The organism is Paenibacillus vortex V453 (assembly GCF_000193415.1).
Taxonomy (GTDB): domain Bacteria; phylum Bacillota; class Bacilli; order Paenibacillales; family Paenibacillaceae; genus Paenibacillus_AQ; species Paenibacillus_AQ glucanolyticus.
The window spans coordinates 566,243-581,424 of record NZ_ADHJ01000037.1; the positions used below are offsets into that span (position 1 = coordinate 566,243).

The 15,182-nt window shown below is 51.2% G+C and carries 14 protein-coding genes; 5 read left to right on the forward strand and 9 right to left on the reverse strand.

Annotation, left to right across the window (positions count from 1 at the left end; all coding sequences use genetic code 11):
* The first annotated feature begins 202 nt into the window (after nt 1-202).
* The 5 genes from PVOR_RS20475 (at nt 203) to PVOR_RS20495 (ending at nt 4,049) form a co-directional block, all read left to right on the forward strand.
* A complete protein-coding gene (locus tag PVOR_RS20475; protein WP_006211366.1) occupies nt 203-1,231 on the forward strand; it encodes a hypothetical protein in 1,029 nt (342 codons plus the stop codon).
* 137 nt (nt 1,232-1,368) lie between these two features.
* A complete protein-coding gene (locus tag PVOR_RS20480) occupies nt 1,369-2,403 on the forward strand; it encodes a glycosyltransferase family 2 protein (protein WP_006211367.1) in 1,035 nt (344 codons plus the stop codon).
* 27 nt (nt 2,404-2,430) lie between these two features.
* Nucleotides 2,431-3,441: a polysaccharide pyruvyl transferase family protein gene (locus tag PVOR_RS20485; protein WP_006211368.1), complete on the forward strand. Its 1,011-nt coding sequence runs from the start codon at nt 2,431-2,433 to the stop codon at nt 3,439-3,441.
* Between the two features lie 64 nt (nt 3,442-3,505).
* Nucleotides 3,506-3,781, forward strand: a complete 276-nt coding sequence (locus PVOR_RS20490; RefSeq protein WP_228030025.1) for a hypothetical protein — start codon at nt 3,506-3,508, stop codon at nt 3,779-3,781.
* A 64-nt stretch (nt 3,782-3,845) separates the two neighbouring features.
* Nucleotides 3,846-4,049, forward strand: coding sequence for a hypothetical protein (locus PVOR_RS20495; RefSeq protein ID WP_006211370.1), 204 nt, complete (start codon nt 3,846-3,848; stop codon nt 4,047-4,049).
* A 90-nt stretch (nt 4,050-4,139) separates the two neighbouring features.
* Here PVOR_RS20495 and ftsY read toward each other — a convergent pair whose 3' ends face one another.
* The 9 genes from ftsY to plsX all read right to left on the reverse strand — a co-directional run bounded on the left by ftsY (nt 4,140) and on the right by plsX (nt 15,159).
* The gene (gene ftsY, locus PVOR_RS20500; protein WP_006211371.1) at nt 4,140-5,141 is read right to left on the reverse strand and encodes a signal recognition particle-docking protein FtsY; all 1,002 of its coding nucleotides are present in this window, start codon (nt 5,139-5,141) and stop codon (nt 4,140-4,142) included.
* 31 nt (nt 5,142-5,172) lie between these two features.
* Nucleotides 5,173-8,742: a chromosome segregation protein SMC gene (gene smc, locus PVOR_RS20505; protein WP_006211372.1), complete on the reverse strand. Its 3,570-nt coding sequence runs from the start codon at nt 8,740-8,742 to the stop codon at nt 5,173-5,175.
* Nucleotides 8,743-8,940: 198 nt separating this feature from the next.
* Complete coding sequence (rnc, locus tag PVOR_RS20510) at nt 8,941-9,639, reverse strand: ribonuclease III (RefSeq protein WP_006211373.1); 699 nt, start codon at nt 9,637-9,639, stop codon at nt 8,941-8,943.
* 12 nt (nt 9,640-9,651) lie between these two features.
* Nucleotides 9,652-10,890, reverse strand: coding sequence for a beta-ketoacyl-ACP synthase II (gene fabF / locus PVOR_RS20515; RefSeq protein WP_006211374.1), 1,239 nt, complete (start codon nt 10,888-10,890; stop codon nt 9,652-9,654).
* Nucleotides 10,891-11,052: 162 nt separating this feature from the next.
* Complete coding sequence (gene acpP, locus PVOR_RS20520; protein ID WP_006211375.1) at nt 11,053-11,286, reverse strand: acyl carrier protein; 234 nt, start codon at nt 11,284-11,286, stop codon at nt 11,053-11,055.
* Nucleotides 11,287-11,395: 109 nt separating this feature from the next.
* Nucleotides 11,396-12,145, reverse strand: a complete 750-nt coding sequence (gene fabG, locus PVOR_RS20525) for a 3-oxoacyl-[acyl-carrier-protein] reductase (RefSeq protein WP_006211376.1) — start codon at nt 12,143-12,145, stop codon at nt 11,396-11,398.
* A gap of 47 nt (nt 12,146-12,192) precedes the next feature.
* Nucleotides 12,193-13,125 carry an ACP S-malonyltransferase gene (gene fabD, locus PVOR_RS20530; RefSeq protein ID WP_006211377.1) on the reverse strand — a complete coding sequence of 311 codons (933 nt, stop codon included), beginning with the start codon at nt 13,123-13,125 and terminating at the stop codon, nt 12,193-12,195.
* Between the two features lie 49 nt (nt 13,126-13,174).
* The gene (locus PVOR_RS20535) at nt 13,175-14,164 is read right to left on the reverse strand and encodes a beta-ketoacyl-ACP synthase III (protein WP_006211378.1); all 990 of its coding nucleotides are present in this window, start codon (nt 14,162-14,164) and stop codon (nt 13,175-13,177) included.
* Nucleotides 14,165-14,172: 8 nt separating this feature from the next.
* Entirely contained in the window at nt 14,173-15,159 is a 987-nt protein-coding gene (plsX, locus tag PVOR_RS20540) for a phosphate acyltransferase PlsX (RefSeq protein WP_006211379.1), read from the reverse strand.
* Between the last annotated feature and the right edge of the window lie 23 nt (nt 15,160-15,182).

A 15,182-nucleotide genomic window follows, 5' to 3' on the forward strand; every position in this document is an offset into this window, starting at 1 on the left:
CACACTCCCCCTCGCTTTTATATGAAAAGATATATCTGGGATGACACATCTTAAGCATTATATGGAAATTTGATAGATTCGTTCTGGTCATACGCACGCTTGAGAAAAACCATCCATTTTTCAATCACTCGGCTCATTCGTCCAATTCTATAAAGCTAGCATTGCATATATTATTGCGAGAACAAAGAAAGGAGGAAACCTCTTGGCTGTCATCATTTATCCCAGAACAATGAACTGGTCGTACATGAAACAGAGACCTCAGCAGCTAATGACACAATTGGGCTCGCTTGGTCATCAGGTTTTCTTCGAAAACCTGGCACCGCTGGATAAGGAGTTTAAAGAGATTGAACCGAATGTGTATCTGTTTACGGATACCAAGGCATTTCTGCACAAAAAGCTGCCTGCATTGCGAAAGGAGCATCCCGTTGCCGTCTGGACGACCTGGTCCAAGCTCCGGACGCGCATTTCCACGCTCTTTGACCCTGATATTACAATCTACGACTGCTGTGATGAATTCCCGCATTGGGCTAAATACGAACCCAAAATGATTGACGAGGCGGATCATGTCGTATGTACGGCAGAGGTCATTCGCACCCGATTGTCACTGGCATACCCCGACAAACCACTGACCTTGATTCCGAATGGCGCTGATGCTTCGTTTTTTCATATTCCATCCAGTGATAGACCCGCTGATCTGCCTCCGGGTCCTGTTGTTGCTTATATCGGTGCTTGGGCCTATTGGGTAGATCATGAACTGTTCGCTAAAGCCGCCATTCAATTTCCGAACGTCCAGTTTGTATCCATTGGAGCTCCTTACGGCAGCTCAGGCGACTATTCGAAGCTGCCTAACGTGCTTATACTCGGGGAAAAGCCGCACCACGAGCTCAAGCGTTACCTCACTCATATCGACGTTGCGTTGATTCCATTCCAATACCATCCGATTACGCTCGCAACCAATCCCGTTAAAGCCTATGAATACTTGGCATCGGGTGTCCGGGTGCTATCAACAGCCTTGCCGGAATGCATCGCCATGGAGCCGCATGTAACCACTGCGACAACCCATGACGATTTCCTTGTTAAGCTGGCCTCCATGCTTCATCACCCTGACACTGCAGAGCATAAGCTGGCCCGGATTGCGTACGCCCGAGAGAACCGCTGGATTGAGCGCGGACTGAAAGCCGATCAGATCATCCGGCAAGTCCTCCATGATAAAGGCTTGACATCGAATTGATCCCGTACAACTTACTTCGCACGCAAGCATTCGGCTATGGATTGACCAATACGTCAGCGTACCGCGATCGTATCCTTCAGGAAGTCACACATGCGGACAGAGAATGGGTTCTCTGGAGCCTCAGCAGGTCTTTTCCCATGAGAAGAACACTCATTTCCTTCCCTATGCCTGCACATATCCCGGACGCTGTAGTCTGTATATGTGTTCATGGTCTTCCTCTCTATTGGAAAAAAACCTGGCTGCTCGCAAGGCTCACCCATTGGAACGCCAGGCTCCCCGCTGCCCGATTTCTGCCTTATGATCTGCTGCCAACGGACTCAAGACTTGTTCTGCATCTGGATGCATCACAGAACGATTCGTTTCAAAAGGAACTGCCGTATATTCTCCCGATACTTGCATCCACACAGATGCAAGAGAAACATACTGGAGACAAAGGGGACTTATCTCCTGTGGTCCCTGCTCAACCTGCAGTTTCCATATTGATGAGCATTCATAATATGAAAGACACTCTGGGCTGGAGCATCCGTTCTGTGCTGGCACAAACCAACGAAAACTGGGAGCTGCTGATTGGGGATGACGGCTCTGGGGACGAGAGTCTTGAGGAAGCATGCGCTTATCAAGACAGCAGAATACGTGTTCTTTCGCAAGCGCGTAACCGCGGGAAAGCCATGATGATGAACCGGCTGCTCTTTGAAGCAAGGGGGCGTTACATTCTGGAACTGGATGGGGATGACTGGCTGGCACCGAACGCAGTAGCACTCCTGACCGAAGCGCTTGACCTGAATCCGGATGGCGGTATCGCCACGGGATGGTATGGCTGCTGGGAACGAACCAGGCAGTTCGGTCCGCTGTGGAGAAGGGATGTGGTCTCCGGCAGGCTTCATTCAGAATCATCCGCTCCGTTGCCCAATCCATCGAATGACCGCAGTCACCCGATCGTGCCCAGAATGTATCGCAAATCTTCTCTGATCGCCATCGGCGGCTGGTGGAATCGTGAGGATCGCCTCGGACGTATCTTCGAAGATATGGACGTTACCTCCCGTCTCCTGAAACACAGCTCTCTAGCTCATGTCACGGCTGTCCTCTATCATCGTGTCATCGACGGCACCAGTATCAGCCAACGTAATCGTAATCTGTTCAAAAGCTGGAATCAGCAGTCAGACAAGATCTAGAACGCATTCGCAAAGGAGGTGAACGTAATGCATATTGGCGCTTCCGGATACTATGGCATGGGAAACTTCGGAGATGACTTGTTTCTTCACACCCTTAGGCAAGTATTCCACGAACATCACGTCTACCCTTGGAACTCCCGCTTGGATCCGCGCCGAACGGATGCTTTCATTATCGGAGGAGGCGATTTAATCACACCCTACTCGTTCAACCGTTATTACTTCCCGCCACAATTAAATGGACAGCCCACATGGGTGTATGGCGTAGGTATCGTTGATGCCTACCCCGAACACACTTGGCCCGAAGAACAGGTAGCCGCGTATCGCGACATGATTTCCAAAGCGAACCGGGCCGTCTTCCGGGATGAACGTTCCTCGGCTATAGCCAAGCGGGCGCGATTTCATCCTAACGTGGAGACGGCTCCTGACATGGTGTTCGGCTATCGTCAGCCCGACATCCCGGTACAGCGATTTTCCAGACGTCCAACCATTGGGGTTGTTGTATTCGCCTATGAATCATTCCCTATGGACAATATGACAAAACTTCTGGGACATCTTACGGCAAAAGACTACCATGTCGTGCTTATACCGGTCATTCATCATCCGGGGAATGCGTACTCGGACTACAACACCTGTTTACAACTGCAGCGAAACATCAAGGAATGCACGCCTGCAGCTTCCGTTGAAACACTGCCGTTTCTTATGGACATTGAGCTGACTTACCGTTTCATTCAATCCGTTGACTATTTAATCTCCTTCAAACTTCATCCGTCGCTGGCCGCCTTGCGTGGGGGTAAGCCTGTACTGGCGCTCAGCACCATGAGCAAAGTGCATAGCCTCCTAAGCTCCTTTGGTCTAGGTCAGTATTTTACCGACTATCGTCAACCGCTTGAGGCCCTGATCGATAAAGCCGAAACCTTCCTTAAGTACGGTCCTGGTCATGTGCAGCAAGTTATGCCTATGATCCGGGCAGCAGAGAACGAAAGCACGGCCTCGCTTCAGGATTTAAAGAATCATATTGAAGGGCACACCCGATGGTAATACAGAAAGGAGAATGACTATGTGTTGCTTCCTGTTCTGCAGACGACTTGCTGCACGAGTAAAGATGTTAACACGGCAGGTTGAGTTTCTAAGCCAGCAGACCGGACAATTGACCGAACGCGTAGAGTCACTGGAGAGTCAGGTGCTCACGGGCTTAACCATCATTCCGGAACTGATTCACTATTTCGAAGTCCGCACAGGGCAGCAAGTACGGGTCAGCACCACCTTTGTCACCTTGGAAGGCGTTGTTCTTGCAACTGCCGAGGACGGGGTACAGCTCCGTGAAGCTTCCGGAGATCTGGTGCTGATTCCGTTCGCGAATATTACTTCCGTTCAATAAATCCCCTCAATGGCTGCTGATCTTCCGTTTCAAACTTTCATTACAGCAAGGAGGGAATTTCGATATGCGCTACGTGGATTGGCTGCAAGGATTTATCGGATCCGAAACCGAAGTAACGGTGTCGGGAGATGTGATCATTGGCACCCTGACCGAAGTGGGAGAAGGGACCATCTCTTTAAAAATCCCGCCCATCATCTATGGCCCGCCAACCGATACAGCTATCATCCCGCTTCGTGCGATTGAATTCGTTCGAATCGTCTCTTCTTAATCACATCCGGTTATCACTCGAATCGAACATGAAAAAGGACCGAAAGTACAACTTTCGGTCCTTTTGTATTTGATTTAACTTCAGAAGCGTCTAATCTTCTTGTTCTGCTTCATTCTCTTCTTCCTTAATCAATCCGGCAAACAAGGCATGGACAAATTGCTCCGAATCAAAAGTCTGGAGATCCCCCATCTTCTCTCCAAGCCCTACCAGCTTCACTGGCAAATTCAACTCTTGACGAATCGCAATGACAATTCCGCCTTTAGCCGTACCATCCAGCTTGGTTAATACAAGCCCGGTCACGCCGCTCTTCTCACCGAACAGTTTGGCCTGACTTAGCGCATTCTGACCTGTTGTAGCATCGAGTACCATCAATACCTCATGCGGCGCACTTGGGATTTCGCGTTGAATGACACGGAATATCTTATTCAGCTCTTCCATCAGATTCGTTTTGTTCTGAAGACGCCCCGCGGTATCACAGATCAGAATATCTGCCTGCCGCTGTTTGGCTGCTTGAACCGCGTCGAACATGACCGCTGCCGGATCAGAGCCAGGCTGCTGCTTAATGACCTCCACACCAACCCGTTCGCCCCATACTTCGAGCTGTTCAATAGCACCTGCGCGGAACGTATCGCCCGCTGCAAGCATAACTTTTTTGCCCTCCTGCTTGTAACGGTGCGCAAGCTTACCAATTGTAGTTGTCTTACCAACTCCGTTTACGCCAACAAAGAGAATGACCGTAATTCCATCCGGATTCTCGCGCAGTTCATTGCTGCTGTCATCACGAAGGAGACCCATCAGTTTCTCGGACAATACCGGCTGCAAATCGGCAGCATCCTCGATCCGCCGTTTTTTCACTTCGGCACGAAGATCATCCATCAGGTCCATGACCGTATTGACGCCAACATCAGCGCCAATCAGAATCTCTTCCAATTCCTCGTAGAACTCCTCATCGATCTTTTTGCGGCGAATGACCAGGTCCGACACTTTCTCGATAAAGCCCTTCCGGGTTTTCTCCAGTCCGTCCCTGAACTGTTTCGTTACGTTTTCTGTCTTGCTGGAAATGCTCTCTTTTAACTTCTTAAAAAAGCTCATACGTTCCCTCCATGTGATGGTTTATGTTAAATTAGGCGATCTCCGCTTCCTCATCCTCAAGTCTAACCGACACCAGCTTCGACACGCCGCCCTCTTCCATCGTGACGCCGTACAGTACATCCGCCTCTTCCATCGTTCCCTTGCGGTGTGTGACCACAATAAACTGTGTTTGCTCGGAGAACTCCCGCAAATACTGGGCAAAGCGTACCACGTTCGCTTCATCAAGCGCCGCTTCGACTTCATCAAGCACACAGAACGGAACCGGCTTCACCTGTAAAATGGCGAACAGCAGCGCCATAGCGGTTAATGCACGCTCTCCCCCGGACAGCAGCTGCAGGTTTTGCAGCTTCTTGCCGGGAGGCTGGGCAACGATATCAATCCCCGTCTCAAGCAATCGATCCGGATCAATCAGGACCAGATCAGCCCGTCCGCCTCCGAACAGCTTCGTAAACACCGTACCGAACTCGCGCCGGATCGCATCAAACGTCAGCTTGAAGCGCTTGGACATTTCATCGTCCATTTCTTTAATCACCTGATACAGCGTAGTTTTCGCTTCGACCAAATCCGCCTTCTGCTCGCTCAAAAACAGATACCTCTCATTGACGCGCTGGTACTCTTCAATGGCCCCCAGATTCACATCACCAAGAGAAGTTATAGACCGTTTCAGATCACGAACTTCATTCTGCGCTGCCGGAATGTCTTCGGGAATCGGATACCGCTGCTTGGCAAGCTCGTAACTCAGCTCATAGTCCTCGCTTAATTTTTTCAATATATTCTCAAGCTCAACATCGAGCCGGTTTACTCCAATTTCGGTCTGGCGAAGCTGATCGTCCACAGCCCGCAGCTGAGTCCGCTGCTCCTTCGTTTCACTCTCTTCGAGCTCCAGTTTCCGGCTTAATGCGCTGCGCGCTGCCCGTTTGAATTCCAGCTGCTGCGTAGCTTCTTCCTTCTTCAGCTTGTACTGATTCAGATCCTCGATCTGCTTCACGCTCTCGCTTTGGTTCTGATTGAGGTCTGCTTGAACGGAGGCCAGCATCGTGCGGTTCTGCTTCTGTTCCTTCTCATGGTTGTCCACATCCGATTGAAGGCGTTTGAGCTGCTCCTCCAGCGAGAAGGTTTCCTGATCCAGTTTACCTTCGCGAACCTTAAGATTCGTCAGTTGACTCTGAAGTTCTTCCTTCGCCGATTCGTTTGCTTTACGGGCAAATTCAGCAGCCTGGATCGCTAGATGTGTCGACTTCTCCTCGTCTTCAAGCTCAGACAATAACTTCTGTGCCCGAACACGGTTTTCCTGAATTTCTTTTGCTTCCTTCTCGTGGCTGCTCTTCTCCTCACCGGCTAGCTCTGCTTGCTCAAGGACGTGGCGCAGCTCATGATCGAGCTGCTTACGGTCTCCAGCTGCCTGCTGTTCCTCGACACGCTTGTCGTCCCCGGCTCTTCGAAGCTCGTCCAGTTTATCCTGAGATTCAACCATTTGATTCCGGACGCTTTCAATGCCCTGCTGGAGCTTCTCCAGCTGCTTCTCGGTTTCCGAAATTTCCTGATCCAGCTGTTCCAGCTGACGCTTACGGCCCAGCAGACTGTTCGTTTTCTTATGCTGACTGCCGCCTGTCATGGAACCGCCGGCATTAACCACGTCCCCTTCGAGGGTGACCACGCGGAAGCGATAGGAGAATCTGGCTGCAATCTTGTTCGCCTGCTCCAAAGTCTCCGCAATGACAACATTGCCAAGAAGACTTCCGACAATGTTGCTGTATCTTGAATCGTATTGAACCAGCTCGGAGCCGAAGCCCACAAATCCGGCTTCCCCTTCTGCCAGCGTTCGATCCGACGTGGATACATTCCGCGGACGAATGACGTCCAAAGGAAGAAATGTCGCCCGTCCTAACTGACGCTGCTTCAAGAAGGCAATCGCCTGCCTGGATACGGACTCGTTCTCCATGACGATATGCTGAACAGATGCCCCGAGAGCTGTCTCCATCGCAAGCTCCAGCTTTTCCGGTACGCGAATAAGCTCTGCTACTGCGCCGTGAACACCTTGAAGCACGGATTTGCGAGAAGCCTTCAATACTTCCTTAACACCCAGCATAAATCCGTCGAAGTCGTCCTGAAGCTCCTTCATGGTATCACGGCGCGAAATTTGCGCTTCCCGCTTCTGCTCCCATTTCCGAAGCGCTCCCTGCGTCTCCTCCTGCAGCTTCTGCAGGGATTGATACCGCTCGCTCTCACTGATATAACCGCTGCGGAGATCCGCGATCTCTTTGCCGAAACGTTCGATGCTGCGATCAATGCTCTCTTTGCGCTTCAGTAAATCTTCTTTCAGCGCTTCCCATTTGCCGGACTCCTCTTGTGCCCGGTTCATCCGGCGATCCAGCGCTTCTTGCTGCTGGTCCGCATAGCGGATTTCATTCCGCGCTTGAGCCATTTGGTTCATCAGCTCCAGCAGGTTCCCTTTCAAGCTCTCTTCCTGTTGCTGGCTGATTCCACCGGTTACGCCAACCAGCTTCGCTTCTTCCGCTGACAGCTGATCCCGCACATGAGTTAACTCCTGCTGCAGCTCCTGCAGCTTGTTCTTCATTCTAGCCAGCTCGCCCACGCGCTCACCTAATCGATGATCGCCGGAGTGCAGACTCTCCTCCAGCTGCTCGCGTGTCCGTTCCAGGTTGCGGCGGCGCTCCTTAAGCACCTCACCGTAGCCCTCGCTCTTCTCAAACAGCTCGCTGAATTGAAGCAGCTGGCTCTGCAGCTCTTCCACTTCCTCTTCCAGCCGGCGAAGAGCCGATCTGTCGCTCTCCAGCTTGGCATCATGGGCGGACACCACAGTAGACAGGGCAAGCTGCTCTTCCTTCAGCTGCTCCAGCTTCGCATTGGCTTCACTCCATGAGGTATGTATCTGCTCAATTTGATATACATACAGCGAAATTTCCTTGTGTTTCAGCTCCTCGCGGAGTTCCTTATAACGAAGCGCCTTCTCAGACTGCTCTTTAAGCGGCCCGATCTGATCTTCAAGCTCTGTAACCAGATCGTGAATACGGAGCAAATTTTGTTCCGTTTCATCCAGCTTGCGCACAGACTCTTTTTTACGCGATTTATATTTAACGATCCCGGATGCTTCCTCAAAAATTCCCCGGCGATCTTCTGATCGTGTGCTCAGAATTTCCTCAATGCGCCCTTGTCCAATGATAGAATAGGCTTCTTTACCAATCCCGGTATCCATGAACAGCTCCGTTATATCCTTCAGCCGACAAGACTGCCTGTTGATGAAATACTCACTGTCACCGCTGCGGTGTACCCGTCTTGTTACGGTCACCTCATTAAAATCCAGCGGCAGTACATGATCCTCATTGTCCAGCGTAAGGGAAACCTCACCGAAATTGACCGCTTTACGCGCGTCGCTTCCGGCAAAAATAATGTCTTCCATCTTGCCACCGCGAAGCGATTTGGCGCTTTGTTCACCAAGTACCCAGCGGATCCCATCCGAAATGTTGCTCTTGCCGCTGCCATTCGGACCAACAACGGCTGTAATTCCCCGGACAAATTCCATCTCTGTCTTGTCGGCAAATGATTTAAATCCTGCTAACTCGATCCGTTTCAAAAACATATTCGACCTATCACCTCTCCTGCTATTGTAACACAAGTAGAATCGGCTTCACCGCCGTCTTTGGACGAGGTCCACTAACGTCATAAACAGCTGTCCCTAAGGCAAATGCCAGACAACGAAAAGAGCAAAAAACAGTCATCCTATCCGGTTCCGCTTGACTGCTCTTTGCTCTTTGTTTGTCATCACATCAGCGAAGCTTTAGGCATCCGCACGTTTCAGCTGCTTTAAGGCTACTGCCGCTGCTTGCTGCTCGGCTTCTTTCTTGGATCTGCCGCTTCCGCGTCCAAGACATTCGCTTCCCATGTATACCTCCGAGACAAACTCCCGCTCATGTGCCGGTCCTCGCTCTTCTACGATACGATATTCCAGTGCGCCCATGCCGTGATGCTGGGTCAGTTCCTGAAGCTCGGTCTTATAGTCGCTCATCTGCGGACGACCATTGACGGTCACCGAGGGAAAAACATGGTCGCTCAAAAACCGGCGAACCGCTTCCAATCCCTGATCCAGATAAAGCGCCCCCACAAATGATTCAAATACATCAGCAAGAAGAGCAGGGCGGGTTCGACCGCCCGTCATTTCCTCTCCTTTGCCTAACAGAACGTAACGACCAAAGTCCAGACCTACAGCGAATTGTACCAACGAAGGCTCGCATACGATCGCGGCCCGCAGCTTGGTTAATTCGCCTTCCGGACGGTCCGGAAAAAGGTTGTATAGGAATTCGCTGACCGTCAGTTCCAGAACGGCATCTCCTAGAAATTCAAGGCGCTCATTGTCCTGGCTCTGACTGAAGCGATGTTCGTTAACATAAGATGCGTGGGTAAAGGCCTGCTTCAGCAGCATTGCATTGCGAAACTGGATTTGAAGTTTATGCTGTAACTGCTTCAGATCTCCACTCAACACACTGTCCCCTTACTCGGCGTATTTTTTCAGGATAATCGTAGCATTATGCCCGCCAAATCCGAACGAATTGGACATGACGATATCCAAATCGGCTTTACGCGGGTGATTAGGAACGTAATCCAGATCACATTCCGGATCCTGATCCTCCAGATTAATTGTTGGTGCAATAATTTGGTTCTTCAGGCTCAGCCCGCAGATAACGGCCTCAACGCCGCCAGCTGCTCCAAGCAAGTGACCTGTCATCGACTTGGTTGAGCTTACGGCAACTTTGTAGGCATGGTCACCCAGTGCCATTTTAACCGCCTTCGTCTCCGAACGGTCGCCGACCGGTGTTGAAGTTCCGTGAGCATTAATGTAATCTACTTCCTCCGGCTCAATGCCCGCATCGCGAATGGCCATCTTCATGCAGCGTGCTGCTCCGTCCGGATCCGGCTCGGTAATATGATGAGCATCGGCACTTAAACCATAACCGATCACCTCGGCATAGATTTTAGCTCCGCGTTTTGTTGCATGCTCTAAAGATTCGATCACGAGCACACCCGCACCTTCACCCATGACAAAACCGTCACGACCGGTATCGAATGGCCGGCTGGCCTTCTCCGGTTCGTCATTGCGGGTTGACATTGCACGCATAGCGCAGAAACCAGCCATTCCTGTCGGACGAATCGTTGCCTCCGCTCCGCCGCAGATCATCACATCTGCATCACCGCGCTGGATCAGACGGTATGAATCACCAATAGAATGCGTTCCGGTAGCGCAAGCTGTAACTTGCGTTGTGTTCGGACCCTTGGCTCCGAGATTGATCGACATTTGGCCGGAAGCCATATTCGCGATCATCATCGGAATAAAGAATGGGCTTACACGTTTCGGGCCCTTCTCCAGCAGGATGTTATGTTGATCCTCCCAGGTTCCCAAACCGCCGATACCCGATCCAATCGATACGCCAACCCGTTCAGCGTCGGCATTCACTCCAATTTCAAGACCGCTGTCCTCAAGTGCCTTCGAACCGGCTGCAACAGCAAGCTGCACGAAACGGTCCATTCTGCGCGCTTCCTTGCGATCCATATAATCTTCCGGGTTAAACTCTTTCATGGAAGCTGCGATCTGGGTTGTGTATTCGCTGACATCAAATGCTTCGATGCGGGATACGCCAGACCTGCCTTCCATTAAACTATTCCAGAATGTATCAAGATCTTGACCGATCGAGGTCATGACTCCCATTCCTGTTACAACGACTCTTTGTTTCAAACAAACTCACCTCTATATGGACTGCCCGTCCAGCCATGAAGTCCGAACCTCCGGCTCAAGCTGAACAAAGGCAGTAATAATCTATCACTTGTTGCCACTGAAGCTAGGATTGAATGTGGAGAAGTCCCGCCTTGCTAAAGAACGGGACTTAACTGTAATGACTTAGGTATGAGATTGTATGTAATTTACAACTTCACCTACGGTCGTAATTTTCTCCGCATCTTCATCAGAGATCTCCATATCAAACTCATCTTCCAACTCCATCACCAATTCAACTACATCGAGAGAATCAGCTCCAAGGTCGTCTTTGAAAGATGCTTCTAATGTTACGTCGGCTTCGTCAACACCCAGGCGGTCGATAACGATGCGTTTCACGCGTTCCAATACATCGGACATCCGGCTCACCTCCTCTTGGTAATTATACGAGATATGACTTCAAATTGCCATAGAAGGCATTTGAAAACGATTTAATGTCCAGCGGCCAGCGCCAGATCATCGGCGGCGTCTACATATACATACCGCCATCCACATGCAGCACCTGTCCAGTCATATAGGATGCGCTGGAAGATGCTAGAAAGGCAACCACCCCGGCAATCTCCTCTGGCTGACCGAGACGGGCGAGCGGAATACCGCCGAGCAGACCTTCCCGCATGTCCTCGGAAAGTTCCCGGGTCATATCGGTATCGATAAAACCGGGAGCCACGGCGTTTACCGTAATTCCGCGGGAAGCCAGCTCCCGTGCGGCGGATTTGGTCAGGCCGATGACACCGGCTTTGGCCGCAACATAGTTGGCCTGCCCCGGATTGCCAAGGGCCCCGACAACAGAAGATATATTGATAATCCGTCCATAACGCTGTTTCATCATAGGACGTGTTACCGCTTTAAGACAGTTGAATACCCCTTTAAGATTCGTTTCGATCACCTGATCGAACTCTTCTTCCTTCATACGCATGATTAAATTATCTCTAGTAATCCCTGCGTTATTCACCAGGATATCAATTCGACCAAAAGCCTCCATTACCTGCTTTACCATGGCTTCGGCTTCTTCGGTTCGTCCAACATTGGATTTTATCGCGATTGCCGATACGCCCTTTGCGCGAATTGCTTCCACAACCTCGGCTGCGGCAGCTTCGCTCCCTGCATAGTTGACCGCTACGTTAGCGCCCAGATCAGCAAGTCCGAGAGCAATGCTCCGGCCAATGCCGCGGGAAGCACCCGTAACAAGCGCAGTCTGTCCTTTTAGAGCTTCACTCATACCTGTTCCTCCTTTCTAGAGTGATCCGACATGGATCAGCAGTTATTTTATACGACAGTCTCCAAGCTGTTGACGCTGTCCAGGCTATTCACGTTAATGACTTTAACCGATTTGTCAATCTTTTTAATTAAACCGCTAAGTACGCTGCCGGGACCAATCTCGACAAAGGTATCCACACCCTGACTGATCATCCATTCCACACTGTCTTGCCACAGCACAGGGGAATATACCTGTTCCACCAGCAAACCGCGGATTGCAGCGGCATCGTCCACCGGGCGTGCCGTTACATTGGCAACCACCGGCACGGAAGGTGTATGGAAGGAGGCCTGCTCCAGCTTATCTGCAAGCCGGTTTGCCGCTTCCTTCATCAAGGAAGAGTGGAAAGGCCCGCTGACTTCCAGCGGTATTGCACGCTTGCCGCCCGCTTCCTTAATTCTTTCTGCAGCAGCTGCAACGCCCTGGGCTGAGCCCGAAATGACAATCTGACCCGGACAGTTCATGTTGGCTAACTCCACGACGTGCCCCTCTGCTGTAATGCCACTGCACAGCGTGGTCAAAGCGTCCCGGTCTGCACCAAGCACAGCAGCCATAGCTCCCTGGCCTCCTGGAACCGCTGCTTCCATGTATTCCCCGCGGGCTCTTACGATGGATACCGCTTCTTCAAACGACAGCACGCCTGCGCATACAAGCGCACTGTACTCGCCCAGGGAATGGCCTGCAACGTAATCCGGCTCGATTCCCTTACCGCGAATGGCTTCCAGATAGGCCAGGCTTGTTGCCAACAGAGCAGGCTGCGTATTTACTGTTTGTTTAAGTTCTGCATCAGGACCATTAAAAATAATGGAGCTCAGCGAGAATCCAAGTTTATCATCCGCTGTTTGAAACATATCCTGCACGGAGGGAAGCGCGTCATATGCATCCTTCCCCATCCCGACGGACTGAGCGCCCTGACCAGGAAATATAAATGCTGTTTTACCCAAAATCGTTGGCTCCCTTCTATCTCTATCAAAAGGATCTAAATAAATGCTGTTACCAGATGAGTACCGAGGATCCCCAGGTTAAGCCACCGCCAAAACCAACCATTAATACCTTGTCCCCTTCTTTCAAGCGGCCCGACTCCTGCGCCTCGACAAGAGCTAACGGCACGGAAGCAGCCGATGTGTTGGCGTATTTATCAACATTGATAACAACCTTCTCCTCCGGAAGCTCCAGACGCTCCATAGCCGACTTGATAATCCGGATGTTCGCTTGATGAGGGACAAATAAATCAATATCCTTTTTGTCGATGCCTGCTTTGGACAATACGGCTTCCGTCGCAGAACCCATAACCCGTACCGCAAATTTAAACACTTCGCGGCCATTCATATAAATATAATGTTTATTCGTATTGATCGTTTCGGCAGAAGCCGGCAATCTGGAACCGCCTGCCTCGATATACAAGTGGGCTCCGCCCGCGCCTTCCGCGCCCAGATCGAACGCTTGGAATCCCCTGCCCTCCGGCACTTCACCGACAATCGCAGCTCCGGCACCGTCACCAAACAGGACGCATGTGTTCCGGTCGGTATAGTCCGTAATGCGGGACAAGCAGTCCACACCGATAACAAGAGCATTGTTGTACATGCCCGTCTTCACAAAATTCGTGGCTGTAGCAAGGCCATATACAAACCCCGAGCAAGCTGCCGACAGGTCAAATGCCGCCGCTTTCTTGGCTCCCAATCGATCCTGAAGCAGACATGCTGTGGACGGAAAGAACATATCCGGCGTAATGGTTGCCACAATGATCAATTCCAGATCCTCAGCCTGCATTCCAGCGGATTTGAGCGCATTTACCGCTGCATGATAAGCCAAATCCGAGGTCGCTTCATTCGGTGCGGCAATATGCCGCTCACGGATGCCCGTCATCGAGACAATCCATTCATCGCTAGTATCTACCATTTTCTCCAAATCACGATTCGACAGTATCTTCTCGGGCACATATTTGCCTGTTCCAATAATACCGACCGGACGCAAATTGTTCATGTCCTCACTCACTTCCCGCTGATTTCATTCGAAATACTCTCTACCAACCGATTCTGAAGCGCCGTCCGCGCCTGGCGAATCCCATTCTTGATGGCATTCGCATCCGATGAACCATGGCTCTTAACAACCAAGCCGCTGAGACCGAGGAGAGGCGCTCCGCCATGCTCCTTATAATCCAGCGTGGACTTCAGGCTGCGTAATTCCGGCATCATCAAGGCAGCAGCCATCTTGGTCTTAAGCGACTTGCTGAACTGTTCTTTCAACAGTGAAAAGAGAGCACCGGCTGTTCCTTCAATCGATTTCAATAGGATGTTGCCTGAAAATCCATCACACACAAGCACATCGCAAACCCCATTCATCACATCACGCGACTCCACATTGCCAACAAAATGAATCGGCAGCTCCTCCAGTAATGGATATGCATGCTTGGTCAATTCATTGCCTTTGCCCGGCTCGGTGCCGACATTTAACAGCCCGACCCGCGGTTTGGCGATACCATGCACCTTCTCGCGATACAGACTGCCCATTAAGGCATACTGCTGCAAATGCTCCGGCTTCGAGTCCATATTTGCACCCAGATCCAGGGCAAGCATCCCTTTGCCGTCAAGCGTAGGAATCATAGGCGCAAGCGCAGGGCGTTCTATGCCTTTCATCCTCCCCACAACGAGGAGCCCGGTTGTCATCAGGGCTCCTGTGTTGCCTGCCGAGATCATGGCATCCGCTTCGCCTTCGCGAATCATTCGCCCCGCCACAACCATCGAAGCATCTTTCTTCCGGCGGACGGCCTTCACCGGCTCATCCTCCGCTTCAATGACCTCGCTTGCATGAACAACCTTCAGATTAGCTGGCTTGTCCTTAAGGAAAGCTCCCATCTGCGCCTCATCCCCAACGAGGATGATCTCTGTATCCTTCCATTCCTGTGCGGCAATCAGCGCGCCCTCAACATTGCTCTTGGGGGCGTTGTCACCGCCCATCGCATCAACCACAATTCTCATGGCCAAAGTTCCTCCCTTACTTA

Coding starts and splice junctions, on each gene's coding strand:
- PVOR_RS20480 (WP_006211367.1), top strand. CDS start 1,369: ATGAGAAGAACACTCATTTCCTTCCCTATGCCTGCACATATCCCGGAC.
- PVOR_RS20485 (WP_006211368.1), top strand. CDS start 2,431: ATGCATATTGGCGCTTCCGGATACTATGGCATGGGAAACTTCGGAGAT.
- PVOR_RS20490 (WP_228030025.1), top strand. CDS start 3,506: ATGTTAACACGGCAGGTTGAGTTTCTAAGCCAGCAGACCGGACAATTG.
- PVOR_RS20495 (WP_006211370.1), top strand. CDS start 3,846: ATGCGCTACGTGGATTGGCTGCAAGGATTTATCGGATCCGAAACCGAA.
- ftsY (WP_006211371.1), bottom strand. CDS start 5,141: ATGAGCTTTTTTAAGAAGTTAAAAGAGAGCATTTCCAGCAAGACAGAA.
- smc (WP_006211372.1), bottom strand. CDS start 8,742: ATGTTTTTGAAACGGATCGAGTTAGCAGGATTTAAATCATTTGCCGAC.
- acpP (WP_006211375.1), bottom strand. CDS start 11,286: ATGTCCGATGTATTGGAACGCGTGAAACGCATCGTTATCGACCGCCTG.
- fabG (WP_006211376.1), bottom strand. CDS start 12,145: ATGAGTGAAGCTCTAAAAGGACAGACTGCGCTTGTTACGGGTGCTTCC.
- PVOR_RS20535 (WP_006211378.1), bottom strand. CDS start 14,164: ATGAACAATTTGCGTCCGGTCGGTATTATTGGAACAGGCAAATATGTG.
- plsX (WP_006211379.1), bottom strand. CDS start 15,159: ATGAGAATTGTGGTTGATGCGATGGGCGGTGACAACGCCCCCAAGAGC.